Source organism: Runella zeae DSM 19591 (genome assembly GCF_000423565.1).
Taxonomy (GTDB): Bacteria; Bacteroidota; Bacteroidia; order Cytophagales; family Spirosomataceae; genus Runella; species Runella zeae.
In genome coordinates, this window is sequence record NZ_KE384050.1 from 36616 (window position 1) to 53649 (window position 17034).

The 17034-nt window shown below is 36.3% G+C and carries 13 protein-coding genes and 1 pseudogene; all 14 read left to right on the forward strand.

From position 1 onward, the window contains the following. Positions 1-67 precede the first annotated feature (67 nt). Positions 68-2293, forward strand: coding sequence for an SLBB domain-containing protein (locus G563_RS0133100; RefSeq protein ID WP_229598601.1), 2226 nt, complete (start codon positions 68-70; stop codon positions 2291-2293). A 35-nt stretch (positions 2294-2328) separates the two neighbouring features. After that, entirely contained in the window at positions 2329-3381 is a 1053-nt protein-coding gene (locus tag G563_RS36550; RefSeq protein WP_037328867.1) for a GumC domain-containing protein, read from the forward strand. Continuing rightward, on the forward strand, positions 3381-4157 hold the full coding sequence (gene rfbF / locus G563_RS0133110) for a glucose-1-phosphate cytidylyltransferase (protein ID WP_028669116.1): 777 nt from the start codon (positions 3381-3383) through the stop codon (positions 4155-4157). The genes G563_RS36550 and rfbF overlap by 1 nt, the downstream gene beginning before the upstream one ends. Next, a complete protein-coding gene (gene rfbG, locus G563_RS0133115; protein ID WP_157585803.1) occupies positions 4142-5227 on the forward strand; it encodes a CDP-glucose 4,6-dehydratase in 1086 nt (361 codons plus the stop codon). The genes rfbF and rfbG overlap by 16 nt, the downstream gene beginning before the upstream one ends. After that, positions 5224-5778, forward strand: coding sequence for a dTDP-4-dehydrorhamnose 3,5-epimerase (gene rfbC / locus G563_RS0133120; RefSeq protein ID WP_028669118.1), 555 nt, complete (start codon positions 5224-5226; stop codon positions 5776-5778). The genes rfbG and rfbC overlap by 4 nt, the downstream gene beginning before the upstream one ends. Before the next feature lie 4 nt (positions 5779-5782). Next, positions 5783-7009, forward strand: coding sequence for a class I SAM-dependent methyltransferase (locus G563_RS0133125; RefSeq protein ID WP_028669119.1), 1227 nt, complete (start codon positions 5783-5785; stop codon positions 7007-7009). After that, on the forward strand, positions 7006-7866 hold the full coding sequence (locus G563_RS0133130) for an NAD-dependent epimerase/dehydratase family protein (RefSeq protein WP_028669120.1): 861 nt from the start codon (positions 7006-7008) through the stop codon (positions 7864-7866). Before G563_RS0133125 ends, G563_RS0133130 begins: the two co-directional genes overlap by 4 nt. Before the next feature lie 157 nt (positions 7867-8023). After that, a pseudogene (locus tag G563_RS39025) lies at positions 8024-8575 on the forward strand (cephalosporin hydroxylase family protein). 2 nt (positions 8576-8577) lie between these two features. Beyond that, positions 8578-10107, forward strand: a complete 1530-nt coding sequence (locus G563_RS0133140; RefSeq protein ID WP_037328868.1) for an oligosaccharide flippase family protein — start codon at positions 8578-8580, stop codon at positions 10105-10107. Between the two features lie 32 nt (positions 10108-10139). Continuing rightward, positions 10140-11354 (forward strand): glycosyltransferase family 2 protein, encoded by a 1215-nt coding sequence (locus G563_RS37450; protein WP_028669122.1) that lies wholly within the window; start codon positions 10140-10142, stop codon positions 11352-11354. Between the two features lie 6 nt (positions 11355-11360). After that, complete coding sequence (locus G563_RS0133150; RefSeq protein WP_084651035.1) at positions 11361-12146, forward strand: DUF268 domain-containing protein; 786 nt, start codon at positions 11361-11363, stop codon at positions 12144-12146. A gap of 21 nt (positions 12147-12167) precedes the next feature. Continuing rightward, positions 12168-13415 (forward strand): hypothetical protein, encoded by a 1248-nt coding sequence (locus tag G563_RS0133155; RefSeq protein ID WP_028669124.1) that lies wholly within the window; start codon positions 12168-12170, stop codon positions 13413-13415. Then, on the forward strand, positions 13415-14689 hold the full coding sequence (locus G563_RS0133160; RefSeq protein ID WP_028669125.1) for an O-antigen ligase family protein: 1275 nt from the start codon (positions 13415-13417) through the stop codon (positions 14687-14689). Before G563_RS0133155 ends, G563_RS0133160 begins: the two co-directional genes overlap by 1 nt. Positions 14690-15412: 723 nt before the next feature. After that, positions 15413-17034, forward strand: a 1622-nt coding sequence (locus G563_RS36565) for a beta strand repeat-containing protein (RefSeq protein WP_037328869.1), incomplete at its 3' end; no start/stop codon positions are given.

A 17034-nucleotide genomic window follows, 5' to 3' on the forward strand; every position in this document is an offset into this window, starting at 1 on the left:
TACCTCCGCGCAAGCCCAACAATCTCCCCAAACTCCAACCATTGACAGTATAAGCGATGAACAGTTTATGGAATTTTATAAAAGAGCTATGGCAAGTGGTATGTCAGAAATTCAGATGGAACAAGCCGCTCTTGCCCAAGGATTCACGCTGACCGATATTTCAAATGCTCGTAAACGACTTGCAAAAATACAAAGTGAGCAAAACAAAAATGGGAAAGATAGCGTGATAAGCCCTCGTCGTCAGATAGGTAAGTTATCTATAAAAACAAAAAACGCAAACCTAAGAGACTCTTTAAAATTACCTATTAAGACCCAAAAAAAATTACTCATTTATGGGTCAACGCTCTTTGAAAATTCTAACCTTGCCTTTGAGCCTAATTTACGTCTAGCCACACCCACTAGCTATGTATTAGGCCCTGATGATGAACTTCTTGTAGATATTTATGGCAATGCCTCCGATAGTTATAAATTAAAAGTGAGCCCTGAAGGCACTGTTAAAGTTCTTAATTTTGCCCCCATATACGTTAGTGGGCTCACCATTGAGGAAGCAAAAGAGAAAATTATAAGCAGATTACGGCAAGCCTACGCTGGACTTAATAGCGGTGGAGGAACTAGAGCATCCATCAATCTCGGCAATATCCGTAGTATCAAAGTCACGATAACAGGCGAAGTAAAAAAACCTGGCACGTATACTGTCTCGTCACTAGCGACTGTCTTCAATGCACTTTATCTATGTGGCGGGCCTGATTCGACGGGTACGTTTCGAAGCATTAAAGTGATTCGAAACAATAAAGCCATTCGCACAATCGACTTGTATGATTTTCTACTCAAAGGAGAACAAAAAAACAACATTCTACTTCAAGATCAGGATGTAATACATGTTTCTTATTATACAACTCGAATCGAAATCGATGGCGAAGTAAAACGTCCTGCTATTTTTGAATCAAAAGAGGGAGAAACATTCAAAGAGGTTTTGAGTTTTGCTGGCGGCTTCAACGAATCAGCTTACAAAGCTTCGATAACCTTGTATCGTAACTCTGAAAGGGAGCAACAAGTTTTGAACATCAAGCAAGAAAACTTTGGAAATGTAGTGCCACAAACAGGAGATCGATATGTAATAGGAAAAATACTTAACCGCTTCCAAAACCGTATACAACTTACGGGAGCCGTATTTAGGCCTGGCGACTACGCGCTTACTTCTGAGACGAAGACGCTCACTCAGCTTTTGGCTCAGGCTGATGGTTTACGTGAAGATGCTTTTAAAAGTAGAATTTTAGTACATAGATTAAAAGACAACTTTGACCCAGAAGTGGTATCGGTTGACTTCACTAAAATTATGTCAGGTGCCTCCGCAGATTTAGATTTGAAAGCACGCGACAGTATCGTGGTCAAATCTGTCAAACAATTACGCGAGGAGTACTTTGTTACTATTTTGGGGGCTATCAATCAACCAGGCGACGCTCTTTTTGCCGATAATATGAGTGTTTCGGATCTTATTACCCAAGCGGGAGGTTTTGTGGATGGCGGTATTCCTACAAGGATCGAAGTAGCACGTAGAATCAGAGATGATAATATGACCGACGTTCCAGACAATTACAACACTCAAATTATCCCCTTAACAGTCGATGCCAAATTGGGTCTTACTCAGACAGATGCACAATTCAAACTACTGCCCTTCGATATTGTATACATTCGGACATCCCCTCGTTATGAAACCCAACAAAATGTAACAATTCTTGGCGAAGTCATCTATCCGGGAACTTACGCAATTGTAAACAATACCGAACGAATCTCAAGTCTTATTGAACGCTCAGGAGGAATACGTTCATCTGCTTACTTAGATGGAGCTATTTTGAGACGGCGCGGCGAAAGGGTAGCACTTCAAATCAAAAACATCATTGAACAACCCACCATCGAAAGCAATTTGACTTTGCAAAGTGAGGATACATTGATCATACCTCGCCAATCTGAATTGGTAAGAGTTACGGGCGCTGTTTTAAATACTTCTATTCTCAACTATTCAAAGGATTTTAATTTCAATTCTTATCTTTCCCAAGCAGGTGGTTATGGAGATAGAGCCCACAAAAGCAAAGTATATGTAAGATATGCGAATGGCTATGCCGCCCGAACTAAACATTTCTTATTTTTTAGAATTCACCCAAAAATAGAACCTGGTTCTACTATTTTTGTTCCGTATAAGCCTAAAATTGAGAAGAAGTCCGATTTATCAGCCCCAGTACTACTATCATTTTTTGGAACCTTGGCTATTGCCGCTGCAACACTCTTAAGATAAGGCTATTTTTTTGTTAAATTAAAAACCTAAGACAAGTGATAGAAGGAAGTCATAATACAGCATCGGCAGAAATTGATCTAAGTGTTGTCTTTATCTTTATCAAAACTTTTTGGAAAAAAATTCTAATCACTGGATTTATTTTTGGGTTTACAGGAATATGCTTGTCTTTCCTATTTCAAAAGGAATATGTAGCCCAAGCCAAATTACTTCCAGAAATGGCTTCAACCTCTACTTCAAAATTAAGTGGTGGACTTGGAGCATTAGCAGGCCTTGCTGGCATTGACATAAGTGCCGCGGGGGGCAGCATGGATGCGCTTCGTCCAGACCTTTACCCTAATATTATCCAAAGTGTTTTATACAGCCTGTATATTCTTCAACAAAAAGTCTATGTATCTGAGCCTAAAAAACTTATGACCGTAGAAGAGTTACTTAAAGAAAAACAAAAAACTTGGCTTAGTCAATTAATGAAGTCTTCTGAAAATGCATCTTCTTTGTTAGATCCTCAAAAATACAGCCAAGCTATTGAACTTACTAGAGAGAAAGAAACTCTAATTAAAGAAATCAGCAGTAGAGTGGCCGTTTCTTTTGACCGTAAAACCGGCGTCATTACTCTTAGTGCTAAAATGCCCGATCCAGTGGCCGCCGCAAGTGTCACTAACCTTACAATTGAATACTTGATCACATATGTGACCACGTATCGGACGGAGAAAGCAAAGAGAAATTTAGAATTTGTAAAAAAACAGTTAGATGACTCTAAAAGGCGCTATCAAAATGCAGAGTCCGCCCTTGCTTCATATCAAGACCGGAATCGCTCTTTGATACTACAAACAGCTAAAATTCAAGAAGCTCGCTTAACAAGTGATTTTACTTTAGCTCAGTCAATTTATAACGATTTAAATCGTCAATATGAACAAGCGAAAATCAAACTAGAAGAAGAAACTCCTGTGCTAAAAGTACACGAACCTACTCAAATCCCTCTGCAAAAAAGCGAACCCAAAAGACGCACATTTTTTTCTGTATTTTTTGCAATAGGTGCTATATGTGCTGTCATTTTTATTATTTTCAAAAACCGCAAATTAGTCAACTAATGAAAGTCGTTATTTTGGCAGGTGGCATGGGAACTCGTATCAGCGAAGAAACTACCCTTCGCCCCAAACCTATGGTAGAAATAGGCGGGAAACCTATCCTTTGGCATATCATGAAAACATACTCCCATTATGGTTTTAATGAATTTGTGATATGTTTGGGTTATAAAGGTTATATGATTAAAGAATACTTTATCAACTATTTTCTTTATAATTCAGACATTACGGTTGAGCTACACAATAATAACCTCAATGTATTATACACAAATGCAGAAGCATTTAAAGTTACACTTGTAGATACAGGATTAGAGACTAACACCGCAGGGCGTATCAAAAGAATTCAGGACTACGTAAAAGATGAAACTTTTATGCTGACTTATGGGGACGGAGTAGCGGATATAAACATACAGCAGCTGTTAGACTTTCACAATAAAGCCAATAAACTCGTTACACTCACTTCAATACGATTACCTGGAAGATTTGGAAATTTGAATATCAATGAAGAAGGCACAGTAACCCAATTCCAAGAAAAACCCGAAGGGGACGGTATCTGGATCAATGGCGGATATTTTGTACTTGAACCTGGCATTTTTGATTATTTAAAAGGCAATGTAGATGCTATTCAATGGGAGAAAAAACCTCTAGTTGAAATTGCTAATCACAACCAACTTGCAGCATATCGACACTCTGGTTTTTGGAAATGTATGGACGCTATGAGAGACAAAATAGAGTTGGAAGAACTTTGGCAAACTAATCAAGCAGCATGGAAAGTATGGTAAACCTTTTTGGGGGACAGTATAAGCAAAAAAAAGTTCTTATTACTGGACATACTGGTTTCAAAGGGTCTTGGCTAAGCTATTGGCTCCAAAATCTTGGGGCACAGCTCACAGGCTACTCATTGAGCCTGCCTACTACGCCCAATCATTTTGAACTCATCAGACCTGAAATTGATTCATATGAAGGCGATATTAGAGATTACGAAAGTTTTTTAAAAGTTGTAACTGCCATAAATCCTGATATTATCTTTCATTTGGCAGCTCAACCCCTCGTACGACGCTCATACTCATTTCCTCTAGAAACCTTCTCTACCAATGTATTAGGGACTGCTAATGTGTTAGAAGCTGCTAGACATTGTAGCAATCTGAAAGCAATTATTAATGTAACAAGTGATAAGTGTTATGAAAATAGCGAGCATAACCTTGCTTTCAAAGAGACGGATGCTATGGGAGGTCACGATCCCTATAGTGCTTCTAAAGGTTGCGCAGAATTGGTTGCGGCAAGTTTTCGTAAATCTTTTTACGGTGGTAAAATTCTAATGGCAAGTGTACGCGCAGGAAACGTAATTGGTGGAGGTGACTGGGCTACAGATAGGCTCATCCCAGATATTGTCAAAGCTACTATCGAATCAAAATCTGTTGAAATACGCTATCCTAAAGCCACTCGTCCTTGGCAACATGTTCTTGAACCATTATCAGGTTATCTTAGTGTTGGACAAAAGTTATTAGAAGGTGCCCAAACAGCTTCTGATTCTTGGAATTTTGGACCTAATGATGGTGAAGCACTATCAGTAGATGCCGTATTAAAAATCGGAAAAAGTATTTGGCCTGCCATATCATATACTATTTTGTCCCAAGAAGGTATTCCTCATGAAGCCAATTTTTTGAGGCTCGATTGTTCTAAGGCTAATATGGCTCTCGAATGGTATCCTGTTTGGAACACTCATCAAGCCATTAAAAAAACTTTTGAATGGTATAAGGCTTTTTATTTTGACCAACAGCTATTAACGCATGATGATTTAACAAATTACATATCAGATGCAATCACAGCCAAACTTCTTTGGACTCAATGAAATTCACCCACACACCTTTATTAGATGCTTATGAAATAAGCTTAGACCTCAAAGGTGATTCTAGAGGATGGCTTGCTAGGATTTATTGTGCAAAAGAATTTGAAGATATTGGTTTTAAAAAAACTTGGGTACAAATGAATCACACTTTTACAAGCAAAAAAGGTAGCATAAGAGGCTTACACTTCCAAATTCCTCCATACAGCGAGATAAAATTAGTAAGATGTATCGCTGGAGAAGTATGGGATGTAATTATAGACCTCAGAAAAGAATCCCCTACTTTTTTACAATGGTATGCCACATTACTAAGTGCTCAAAATCGTAAAATGCTTTATATACCTGAAGGTTTTGCCCATGGTTTTCAAACTCTTACCGAAAATTGTGAAATGCTTTATTGCCATTCTGCATTTTATGAAAATAGCGCAGAAAGAGGCATCAAATTTGATGATTCTTCTCTAAATATTGCATGGCCTCTTCCGCTTACTGAAATTTCGGAGCGGGATTTGAGCCACCCGTATCTCAAATCCTCGACTTTTAAAGAAATTAATTTTTAACATTATGCAGTGTAGATTCTGTAAAACAAGCCTCCAGAATGTCTTTATTGACTTAGTAAATTCACCAGCTTCGAACTCATTTCTTACAAAAGAGCAACTTAACGAACCAGAAACTTTTTTCCCGTTAAAAGTTTATACTTGTCATCATTGTTTTTTGGTGCAAATCGATGAATATAAAAAATCAGAGGCCATTTTCGATAGCAATTATGTCTATTTTTCTTCCTATTCAAGTAGCTGGTTAGCTCATGCAGAACAATACGTCGAATCTATGACTGAACGATTTTCTTTAAATAGATCTTCTCAAGTGATAGAAATTGCTTCCAATGACGGATATTTGTTGCAATATTTCCTCAAAAAAAATATACCTGTCTTGGGAATTGAGCCAACTCAAAACACTGCCCAAGTATCAATTGATAAGGGAATTCAAACTATAACGTCTTTTTTTGGGGTTTCTTTAGCCAAGTCGCTTGCCAATCAAGGCCTCTACGCTGATCTTTTGCTTGGCAACAATGTTCTCGCTCATGTACCTGATATCATAGACTTTGTAGGAGGTATGAAAATTATACTTAAGCCTCAAGGAGTGATTACCATGGAGTTTCCTCATTTAGTACAATTGATTGATAACAATCAATTTGATACCATTTATCATGAGCATTTTTCGTACTTATCTTTATATACCGTCAAACAAATATTTGACTCACAAGAGTTAGAAATTTTTGATGTCGATAAACTCCCGACTCACGGAGGATCTCTTAGAATTTATGCCAAGCACAAGCAGGATTCAAGTAAAGCAATCTCTGAGAATGTAGACCGTCTCTTAAATGAAGAGAATGAAAAAGGGATAAATAACCTAAGTTATTATGAAGGTTTTCAGGCTAAAGCTCTTAAAGTCAAATTGGCCTTCATTGATTTTTTGATTCAACAAAAAAGAGCTGGAAAGAAAGTAGTAGCTTACGGAGCTGCGGCTAAAGGCAATACGCTTCTAAACTACTGCGGTATTAAAAATGACCTTATTGATTTTGTAGTAGATGCTAATCCTTCCAAGCAAAACAAGTTTTTGCCAGGTAGCCATATCCCTGTGGTAACTGAATTTACTCTCAAAGCCGAAAAACCCGATTATGTAGTAATATTACCTTGGAATATAAAACAAGAAATTATTCTACAACTATCTTATATCCGAGGCTGGGGCGGAAAATTTGTAATCCCCATCCCTAACCTTACAATCGAATGAGAGTATTAGTTACTGGGGCGACAGGTTTTTTAGGAAATCATGTAATAAAAGAACTTTTTAAGCATAATGTTGACGTCATTGCATCATCCTCTAATCTTGAAAAAGCCCAAAACTCTTCTTGGTATAAAGAAGTTTATACCTACAAGTCTCTTAACTTAGCTAATTCAATTAGGCACAATTTATTCAATTTTTTTGAGCAACCTGATGTAATTATTCATCTAGCATGGAGCGGTTTACCACGCTATAAAGAACTTTTTCACTACGAGGAGGTACTTCCAGAGCAATATCATTTTCTAAAAAATTTAATCATAAATGGGTCTGGTAATTTATGTGTCTCAGGCACTTGCCTCGAATATGGCTTACGTGAAGGAGAACTGGATGAATCACTAGTTCCTAACCCACAAAACCCCTATGCCATCGCCAAAGATACATTACGTAAGTTTTTGGAAGAACTACAAAAGCAAGTGCCATTTTCACTAAAATGGGCAAGGCTTTTCTATATGTACGGAGCAGGACAAAACCCCAAAAGTATTTTAGCTCAGCTAGACAAAGCCTTACAAGAAAATGCACCGTCTTTTAATATGTCGGCAGGAGAGCAATTAAGAGACTACCTAGCTGTAGAAAAAGTAGCTCAATACCTTGTCGCAATAGCCCTTCAAAATGATGTACAAGGTATTATCAATTGCTGTAGTGGGGCTCCTATTTCAGTAAAAGAGCTGGTTGAGAATCACCTTAAAAAATGCCGCAAACAAATCCAACTTAATTTAGGCTTTTACCCTTACCCCGATTATGAGCCTATGGCTTTCTGGGGAAATATTCATAAATTAAAACAAATAATACATCATGAATCCCATTAAGAAGTTCGAAATAGAGAGAGAAGAACTTATTGCATCTTACCAACACAATGAACCATTGAAGGTAGCAGCCAAAAATTTCAATGTGCATTCGAATCAAGCAAAATACTCTTACAATTTTAGTTGGATGGGACGCCCCATAATTCAATATCCTCAAGACATGATAGCCATGCAGGAGTTAATTTGGCAGATTCAACCTGATGTGCTCGTCGAGACAGGTGTTGCTCACGGAGGCTCTCTCATATATTATGCTTCCTTATTTGAATTGCTTGGTAAAGGTCAAGTCATAGGAATTGATATTGATATTCGTACTCATAATCGAGAAGCAATAGAAAATCATCCTATGTCCAAGCGTATTACATTATTAGAAGGCTGTTCTATTAGCTCAGAAGTTATTAATCAAGTCAAAGAAGTCGTGAAAGACAAAGTTTTAATATGTTTAGATTCTAATCATACTCATGACCATGTTTTAGAACAGCTTAATCTTTATTAGCCACTAGTTACGCTAGGCTCTTACATAGTAGTTTTTGATACCATTGTGGAAGATATGCCTGCTGGAATGTACGACCGTCCTTGGGATGTAGGTAATAACCCTAAAACTGCTGTATGGAAATTTTTAAAGCATAATTCTAAGTTCGAAATTGACCATTCAATTGATAATAAATTATTAATTTCAGTGGCACCTGAAGGGTATCTTAAAAGAATAAAATAGTTATGAAGTCTAGTATTAAATTCAACATAATATCAAATTTCGTGACCCAAATATGGTCAGGTTTGATTCAGTTGATTTTTGTGCCTACTTACATCAATATGTTAGGAGCAGATGCCTATGGACTCATTGGTTTCTATACCAGCCTTCTAGGAATATTTGCTGTATTGGACTTAGGCTTAGGGGCTGCTCTTAGTAGAGAACTTGCAAGGTATTCGACCAATTCTGCTCACAATACAGAAGCGGCAAATTTGACCTATACCCTCGAACGCCTTTATTGGAGTATGGGGTTGGTCATCGGACTTGGGATCGTAATTTCGTCCGATTGGATGGCTAATTCATGGCTCAACAATACGCGCCTACCTGCTAGCAAAGTACATTTTGCTCTCATTCAAATGGGTATTTTGACTTTTTTTAGGTGGCCTACTAGCCTTTATAATGGAGGGCTGGTAGGTATCCAACAGCAGGTTCAGCTAAATGCCATTACACTTATAACAGAAACTGCTAAAGCTGTAGGAGTGATATTTATTCTCAAATGGGTACAAAATGATATTCAAGCTTTCTTTAATTGGCAAATTATCATTACATTGGTAGCTACGTTGTTACTACGGGCTTTTCTTTGGAAAAACCTAAATATTCCAAATTATCAACCTACTTTCAGTAAAAAACTTCTTTTACAGATAGCCAGGTTTTCGGCAGGAGTAAGTGGTATTTCTCTAGTGGTCACAATTTTGATGCAAACCGACAAGCTAATCTTATCCAAGATCCTTCCTTTGGATTTGTTTGGATATTATACTCTATCTTTTTCCATTTCATTCGTACTGTTTCGGGTCATTTCTCCTATAGCTACAGCCTTTTATCCCCGTATTGTTCAAGCGATTCAGCTCAACGATTCGCTTCAACAGCGCCGCTTGTACCATCAAAGTAGTCAGCTCATGGCTGTGGTTATTATACCGATAAGTCTCACTCTTAGTTTTTTCTCAAAAGAAATCATCGGATGGTGGTTAAAAAATGACGAAAGCACCAAAGAATGTGCTCCTTTGGTAAGTGTACTTATCTTAGGGACAATGTGCAATGGTCTGGTTACTATGTCTTATTACTACCAACTGGCGAATGGGTGGACTAAACTCGCCTTCTGGAAAAATGTCGCAGCTCTATTTATTCTTATCCCTTTATTACTTTGGCTCACTCAACTGTATGGTTCTATGGGGGCAAGTTTCATATGGGCTTCACTCAACATAAGTTATTTATTTGTTGAGCCTCATATATTTCATCATAAGTATTTAAAAGGAGAAAAAATAAAATGGTATCTATATGATATTTTAATCCCATTTATCAGTACTTTTCCAATTTTAATTTTAGGCCGATACTGGCTTGATAAACACCCCCCGCAACCACCTTTCATTCAAATATTAGTGATTGGTACCGTTTTTACAATTTCTCTTCTAGCAGCTGGTGTATTTACTAAATTTACGAGACATTTATTAATGACGCAAGGTCGGCTCCTACACCAAAAATTCAATAAAACTAAATAAATTTAATTTGATCAATTCGCCCAGTACAGATTATGATTCAACATAAATTTACGATCATTATTCCTACAAGGGAACGGCCTGATACCCTATATTGGACTCTCAAAACAGCCCTCCAACAAAACTATCCTAACTTAGAAATCATAGTTAGTGACAATTGTAGTTTTGATAACACCCATGAAATAGTCCAATCGTTCAAAGACCCTAGAGTAAAGTACATCAATACCAATAAACGCACTGGGATGAGTCAAAACTGGGAATTTGCTCTTAGTCATGTAGAGGAAGGTTTCGTAACATTTTTAGGAGATGATGATGCTTTTACACCTGATGCTATTGGTCGAGTAAATGAGATTGTCAATACATATAAGGTAGAAGCAGTTTGTGTTTACAATGTTTTTTATGGATGGCCAAACAATATCTCTGATTTTTATAAAAATGTATTATCTATACCAAAAACCAAAGTCAATCAGGTAATTTCGTCTAAAGAAGCTCTCAGGGATGTATTATCTTTTAAAAAAAACTATACTGAGCTTCCCTTTCTTTATAAAGGATTTGTACACATCAATGTTATCAATAAAATAAAAGAACGTTCCGAAGGCCGTTTTTTTCATTCTATGATTCCTGACGTTTATTCTAGCTTGGTTATACCAGAAATGATAGACTATTATTATGTTACAGATGATAAAATTGCAATCAATGGTGGGTCAGGGCATAGTGGAGGTACTGCTCAATTTTCGCCTGAAAAAAAGAAATCAGACGCTGCTGAGAAGTTTATTAAAGAAGACAATCTCCCTTTTCACGAAGACTACATACGTTTCATTCCTTCCATTGAGATTATCATGCTTGAATGTATAGCTCAAGCTCAGAAATGGGGTTTTCATCAAAATACTAAGCTTGATATCCTAACTTATATAGAACAAACCCTCAAAATTGACGTCAAAACCGGAACTGTAAAATACAACATGACTGTGGATTATCTAAGAGAGTTTGGGCAAAAGCATCATTTATCAGCTGAAATCGAAGCATTAATTGCTAAATACCCCGTAAAACCTAAAAATAAATTCACGGTTTTGTTATCTATTTTGAAAAGTGTAAAAGAAAATGTGATTATTGATGGCAATATTTATGAAATTAGTAATGTATACGATGCTTCTCTTTGGTTAAAAAAAGCAAGTTATTCTCAAGCACCACTCGTATCCTGCTATCATATTTTTCGGATTCTATTAAGGGCTTTATTCATTAAAAAATAAAATAAAATGCTTAAAAGATTTAAAGCGTTAATTCAGTTTTTAGGGTTTTACCCTAGTATACTCTTGGAAAACATCAAAGGACTCGTTTGGTACTTCAAAGATTTAAAATCTTTGAAAAAACAAATAGAATCTAAAAATAAAAACGAATTTCCTTTTGGAAAAAAATATCCAGTGTTAAACGAAAAGTTTTCTACTAGTGGTATTGCTTCAGGTCATTATTTTCATCAAGATCTTCTAATCGCTCAACGTATATTTCAAAATCAGCCAGTTAACCATGTCGATATAGCGTCAAGGGTGGATGGATTTGTAGCACATGTAGCTTCCTTTAGGAAAATAGAAGTATTTGATATTCGATCACTTCCAGATTATATTTATAATGTCAAATTTATTCAAGCAGATCTTATGCATCTTGACCAAAATTTAATTCACTATACTGACTCTATTTCTTGCCTCCATGTCATTGAGCATTTTGGTCTAGGTCGCTACAATGATCCCATTGACATTGATGGACATCTCAAGGGATTAGAAAATATATATCAAATACTTAAACCAGGAGGTCATTTTTACTTTTCAACCCCTATCGGCCCTCAGCGTATTGAGTTTAATGCTCATAGAGTATTTAGTGTAAAATACTTACTAGAATTGTTTAATAAAAAATATGACATTATTCATTTTTCTTATGTCAATGACAAAGGAGATCTATTTAAAAATGTAGCACTCACTGACCGTGAAATTGAACACAATTTCGGATGCATATTTGGATGTGGTATCTTTGAAATGATAAAAAAATAACATTAAGCATAAATCTGTATAATGATAGAAATCAAACCTGCTCAAGTCACTCTCAACTCAATTTGTAAATGTGGATCTAAAGATCTAATATTTGGAGAGATTATCTGGCAAGGTCAACATGTTTGTGTGGATATTACGTGTAAGAATTGTAACAAAAATTTTCTACAAAATATACCAACTGGACAATCTCTTTTAGAAACAAGAATTGTTGAAAAAGATACAAAAAGTGTTTATAAACTTGATTGGCAACCAAGCAAAGATGCTTGGCTCAATAAGCCTTTATCATCCATTTTAACTCCCGTCAAAGACGATATATCCCTAAATATTCAAGTAAATACTCATAATAAAAAAATAATTATCTTAAATTGTTTAGAGTTTGTATACGGGCATGCTGTATTAGTACTATTTAATCTACAACGAATCATAAAATTAAACTCTAATTCTACACTTGGGATAGTTGTAATAATTCAACCTATGTTTAAATGGATGTTACCGCAAGAAGGAATTGCCGAAATATGGACCGTAAACGCTTCCTTCAAACAAATGACTTATTATAATGAATATCTAAACATGGCTATTCATAAAGAATTACAGAGGTTTGAACAAGTTTTTTTAAGTCATGGGCATCTCATCCCAACCAATACTCCTATTAATATTCAAGAATTCACCAAAATACCTCCGTTTAACTTTGATATACCTCCTACCCGCCCTCGTATTACTTTTATATGGCGCCAAGACCCCGGTAGGCTTTGGATTAGAAATATCTATATCCTTAAAGGATTTGAAAAATTAGGTTTAAAAAAAATATTATTACCTTTTCATTATTTAAGAATAGTGACACTTTTTTTCTTTCTCAAAAAAGAGTTTGGCAATCGCTTCATCTATACAGTAGCTGGCTTTGGGAAATGGATGTTATTTCCCAAATTTATTACTGACGCACGTACCAACGATTTCAATGATGATACAGAGCGCTTTCTTTGTCAAATCTATTCAGAAAGTGAGCTTATCATAGGAGTGCACGGTTCTAGCATGATTTTACCATCTGCTCATGCTGGCATGTGTATTAGTTTAATGCCTTCTAAAAGATGGGGAAATTTTGCGGAAGATATCCTTTTTTCGCCCTCTGAAACAGACGTGAGACTAGCTGCATTCCAAAAAAGAATTATCCCTATTAATTTATGTATATTCGACATTATCGATATTTGTATTAACATGCTTAAAGGCCGTATGTACTTTTTAAAGAAATTTAAACATTCTAATGAGTTGTAATGAGCTTTTTATTTTCTAACAAACATTTAAGTCATATTGCGTCCATCTATATTATTTCAATTATATGTGGATTTCCGATTAGTGCTTTTTGGTCTGTCATGATTGGAATTGATTCCATGGGCAGTTATATATATCGTGTCCTTTGTATTCTTTTACTAGCTTATTTATTTTTTCTAGGAATTTTACAAAAAAAATTCACCAAACTCCCACGTTATACATTACCTATTCTGATTTTTAGCTTTATCATTTATGTACGAGTAATGGTAGATGTATTAGTTAGAGGAATAAAGTTTTATGAGCAAGAAGATAGTTTTTTTATATTATTTTTTATTCACAATACCATAAGTGCTGTATTTATTTTTTGTTTTTTATTAGAAAGCATAGATTTTTCATTTTTAGGAAAATGGCTCTTCATTAGTCTATTAATTAGCAATCTACAGCTATTATATTATGTAATAAATGAATTCGGTTTTTCACCAGCCATATTTCAAACTAGAATTGTTGTTAATAAATCAGACGAAACTGAAGGTTTCATTTTAAACCCTATCACCTTCGCTCTCGTTGGGCAACAACTTACAGCTATTAGCATTGGCCACTTATTATTTAACAAAGACCTAAAAGTAAAAAAATATCTTTATTATATAAGTTTTGTCATTGGATTTATATTACTACTTTTAGGAGGATCTCGCGGCCCCATTTTAAATATGATTCTAGTAATATCCTTCTTTCTTTTTGTAAAAAACTTTAAAGCGAAAAGCCTAAAAAATTTGTTAAAATATCTCGCAACCACTACTATTATTATAGCAGCATTAATTATATTTATAGGCAATGAAACGTTAGAAAATATAGAAGCTTTTAGGAGAGTTATCACTACTATTGACAACATCAACAACACCGACAATGAAGAACGAGTTTTTGAATATTCCGCCGCATGGAGTCAATTTCTTCAAAGTCCACTTATAGGAGATCAATTTGTCAACAATTTTGATAGCTATCATGCTCATAATATATTCCTAGAAGTTTTGATGGCAACTGGCTTGATTGGTGCTTTTTTTTTCTTTTTTTTTATTCGCGATTACTTTAAAGCCCTTTACAAAGTACTTTTTGTTGATATTCCACCGTCTATACTATCTGTATATGCCCTCAGTATCACTATTTTCCTTTTAGGCCTTACCTCTGGCACTTTATATCTGAATTTAGATTTATGGCTGAGCCTTTTGGCCGTCATTGGATACTCAAAAAGTTATCAACAAAATTCTTTTCCATTGACTTAAAAGTATAATCATTGTGCTTTAAATTACTCTAATATGGTAATTTTGTATCTCAACTCCTACCTATATTAACCAAACCTTCTCAATTTAGTCACAAAAACAACAAGACCGCTTACACACTCATTTGAAATTAATATTAATAATCTATTACTTTTCGTTATTGACTTTTAACTATTTCTTTTCTTCAAAATATATCTTTTAAAGTTTTTTATTAACTTAATCATATTTTCCTTAACTCTGTCTTTTTTGTAAAAATAATATACTATCATGTATGTGTTTCATAGTTTGTTTATTTAGTATTTCTCCCGAATACAATCTCAAACCTCAAATAACTTAAGATGCTACATCATTCTAGGATTAAGCAGGAGCTTCTTTTTAGTATATATTGTATGTCTCACAAAGTCCCTCTTCATGCAACTTAATTGTAGTATCTTCTAAACCACCCTGTATTCATATTAGTAAAGGAGAATAAAGTAATCACCCTAAACAGTGTTGCCTCTTTATTCAAACTAGTATCACAGCTTCCGAAAAGTAACCACACAAAAAGCTGATTATCTGACACATACCTAACTTTTCATTTGCGAAATTATTCCATTCGATAATTTTTTATACTTTTCCAATAACATTTATATCCTTTCTTAAAATATTCTGTGTAGATTTGTTCGTATATCATATATTATCAGTAAATAACACACACATTTATCATCATTATTCAACATTCATTTTATGAAAAAACTCACACTCACAGTGGCAGGGCTTCTTTTTACCATGGCCGCCTTCTCACAAAACGTATTCAACAACAATCAGACTACTACCAACGGGGGTGTCAACAATGTTAGCCCCTTGACTCAAGGATTCTCTGGAACTGGTAGTAATACCGTAGATCTTACTCAAAACGCAGACGGTGCTGGTTCTGTCAATAACTTTGGCATCATCCAAGATAGCCAAGATTATGCCAATGTGGCTACTGTTACTCAAACTGCCACAGCAGCTGGGGTTAACAACGCCATGATTAAACAACAAATTGATGATTCTGGCACCAATGAGGCAACTGTCAGTCAAACTGCTTCGGGTGCTGGTAGTGAAAACACTGCCGACATCGATCAAGATTACACAACTTCTACGGATGATTCAGAAGCATCAATCACCCAAGATGCCACTGGTGCTGGGGTAAACAACGCAGGTATTGATCAAGATGGAGATTATAGTAGTGCTACTGTTACTCAAACTGCTAGCGCAGGGGATAACGACGTATATATATTCCAAGAAGACGAAGGACATACTGCTACTGTTACCCAAACAGCCACTGGTACAGGAAGTGAAAATGATGCGGATATATACCAATATGATTATGATAACAGTGCTACTGTAACCCAAACGGCAAGTGCTACGGGTAACAACTATGTCTACATTGACCAGTATGACGACGATCAAAAAGCAACTGTTACCCAGACCGCCGATGGCACCGATAGCGACAACTACGCTTATATCTACCAAGAGCAAAATGAAAATACAGTTACTATCACTCAGACGGCTACTTCCGGTGGTGAGAATGATGTGGAAGTTTATCAATATGGTGAAGACTCTGGCGTTACCATCACCCAAACTGCGGCAGGAGCTGGTAGCACCAATGACGCTTATGTTGAGCAAGATGAGGATACCGACGATTCTTCAGTTAATATTTCTCAAGACGCGCAAGCTGGTGCTGAAAACTACGCTGATGTTGAGCAAGATGAAAATGACCTTGTCGCCAAAATCACCCAAACTGGTACTGGTGCCGGTAGCACCAACACTGCCAAAATAGTGCAAGAAGATGAAACCGATAACAACAGTGCTACTATCACTCAAGATGCAATGGCAAGTGCTGACAACTCAGCCACTATCACTCAGTCTGGGGATGACCAAACAGCCACTATCGACCAAATGGCCGACGGCTCAGGTAGCTCCAATAGCGCTACTATTACTCAGCAGTCTACTGCTAACATGAGCGATGCGACCATCACTCAAGATGCCCAAAATGCGGGTACAAACACCGCTACTGTCACTCAAAAAGGAAATGACGCGACTGCATCTGTAGACCAAACAGCCGCTTTCAGTGCCACCAATACTGCTACCGTTACCCAAGAAGACCTCAACGCTCTTGGCTCTAATGCCGAAATCACTCAAGATGCAATCGACAACTCTTCCAATACCGCTACTACGCTACAACGTACCGATGCATTGGGGGATATCATCATCGACCAAACTGCTTCGGGTGCTGGCTCTAGCAACCTAGTGGATGTCTTCCAAAACTCATCCACTTTCTCTTCATCTGCCAATATCACTCAAGACGCCATGTCTAGCGGTAC

Excerpts from the sequence above, each read along its gene's own strand:
- G563_RS0133100 (WP_229598601.1), top strand. The coding sequence starts at position 68 with ATGGAATTTTATAAAAGAGCTATGGCAAGTGGTATGTCAGAAATTCAG.
- rfbF (WP_028669116.1), top strand. The coding sequence starts at position 3,381 with ATGAAAGTCGTTATTTTGGCAGGTGGCATGGGAACTCGTATCAGCGAA.
- rfbG (WP_157585803.1), top strand. The coding sequence starts at position 4,142 with ATGGAAAGTATGGTAAACCTTTTTGGGGGACAGTATAAGCAAAAAAAA.
- rfbC (WP_028669118.1), top strand. The coding sequence starts at position 5,224 with ATGAAATTCACCCACACACCTTTATTAGATGCTTATGAAATAAGCTTA.
- G563_RS0133125 (WP_028669119.1), top strand. The coding sequence starts at position 5,783 with ATGCAGTGTAGATTCTGTAAAACAAGCCTCCAGAATGTCTTTATTGAC.
- G563_RS0133130 (WP_028669120.1), top strand. The coding sequence starts at position 7,006 with ATGAGAGTATTAGTTACTGGGGCGACAGGTTTTTTAGGAAATCATGTA.
- G563_RS0133140 (WP_037328868.1), top strand. The coding sequence starts at position 8,578 with ATGAAGTCTAGTATTAAATTCAACATAATATCAAATTTCGTGACCCAA.
- G563_RS37450 (WP_028669122.1), top strand. The coding sequence starts at position 10,140 with ATGATTCAACATAAATTTACGATCATTATTCCTACAAGGGAACGGCCT.
- G563_RS0133150 (WP_084651035.1), top strand. The coding sequence starts at position 11,361 with ATGCTTAAAAGATTTAAAGCGTTAATTCAGTTTTTAGGGTTTTACCCT.
- G563_RS0133155 (WP_028669124.1), top strand. The coding sequence starts at position 12,168 with ATGATAGAAATCAAACCTGCTCAAGTCACTCTCAACTCAATTTGTAAA.
- G563_RS0133160 (WP_028669125.1), top strand. The coding sequence starts at position 13,415 with ATGAGCTTTTTATTTTCTAACAAACATTTAAGTCATATTGCGTCCATC.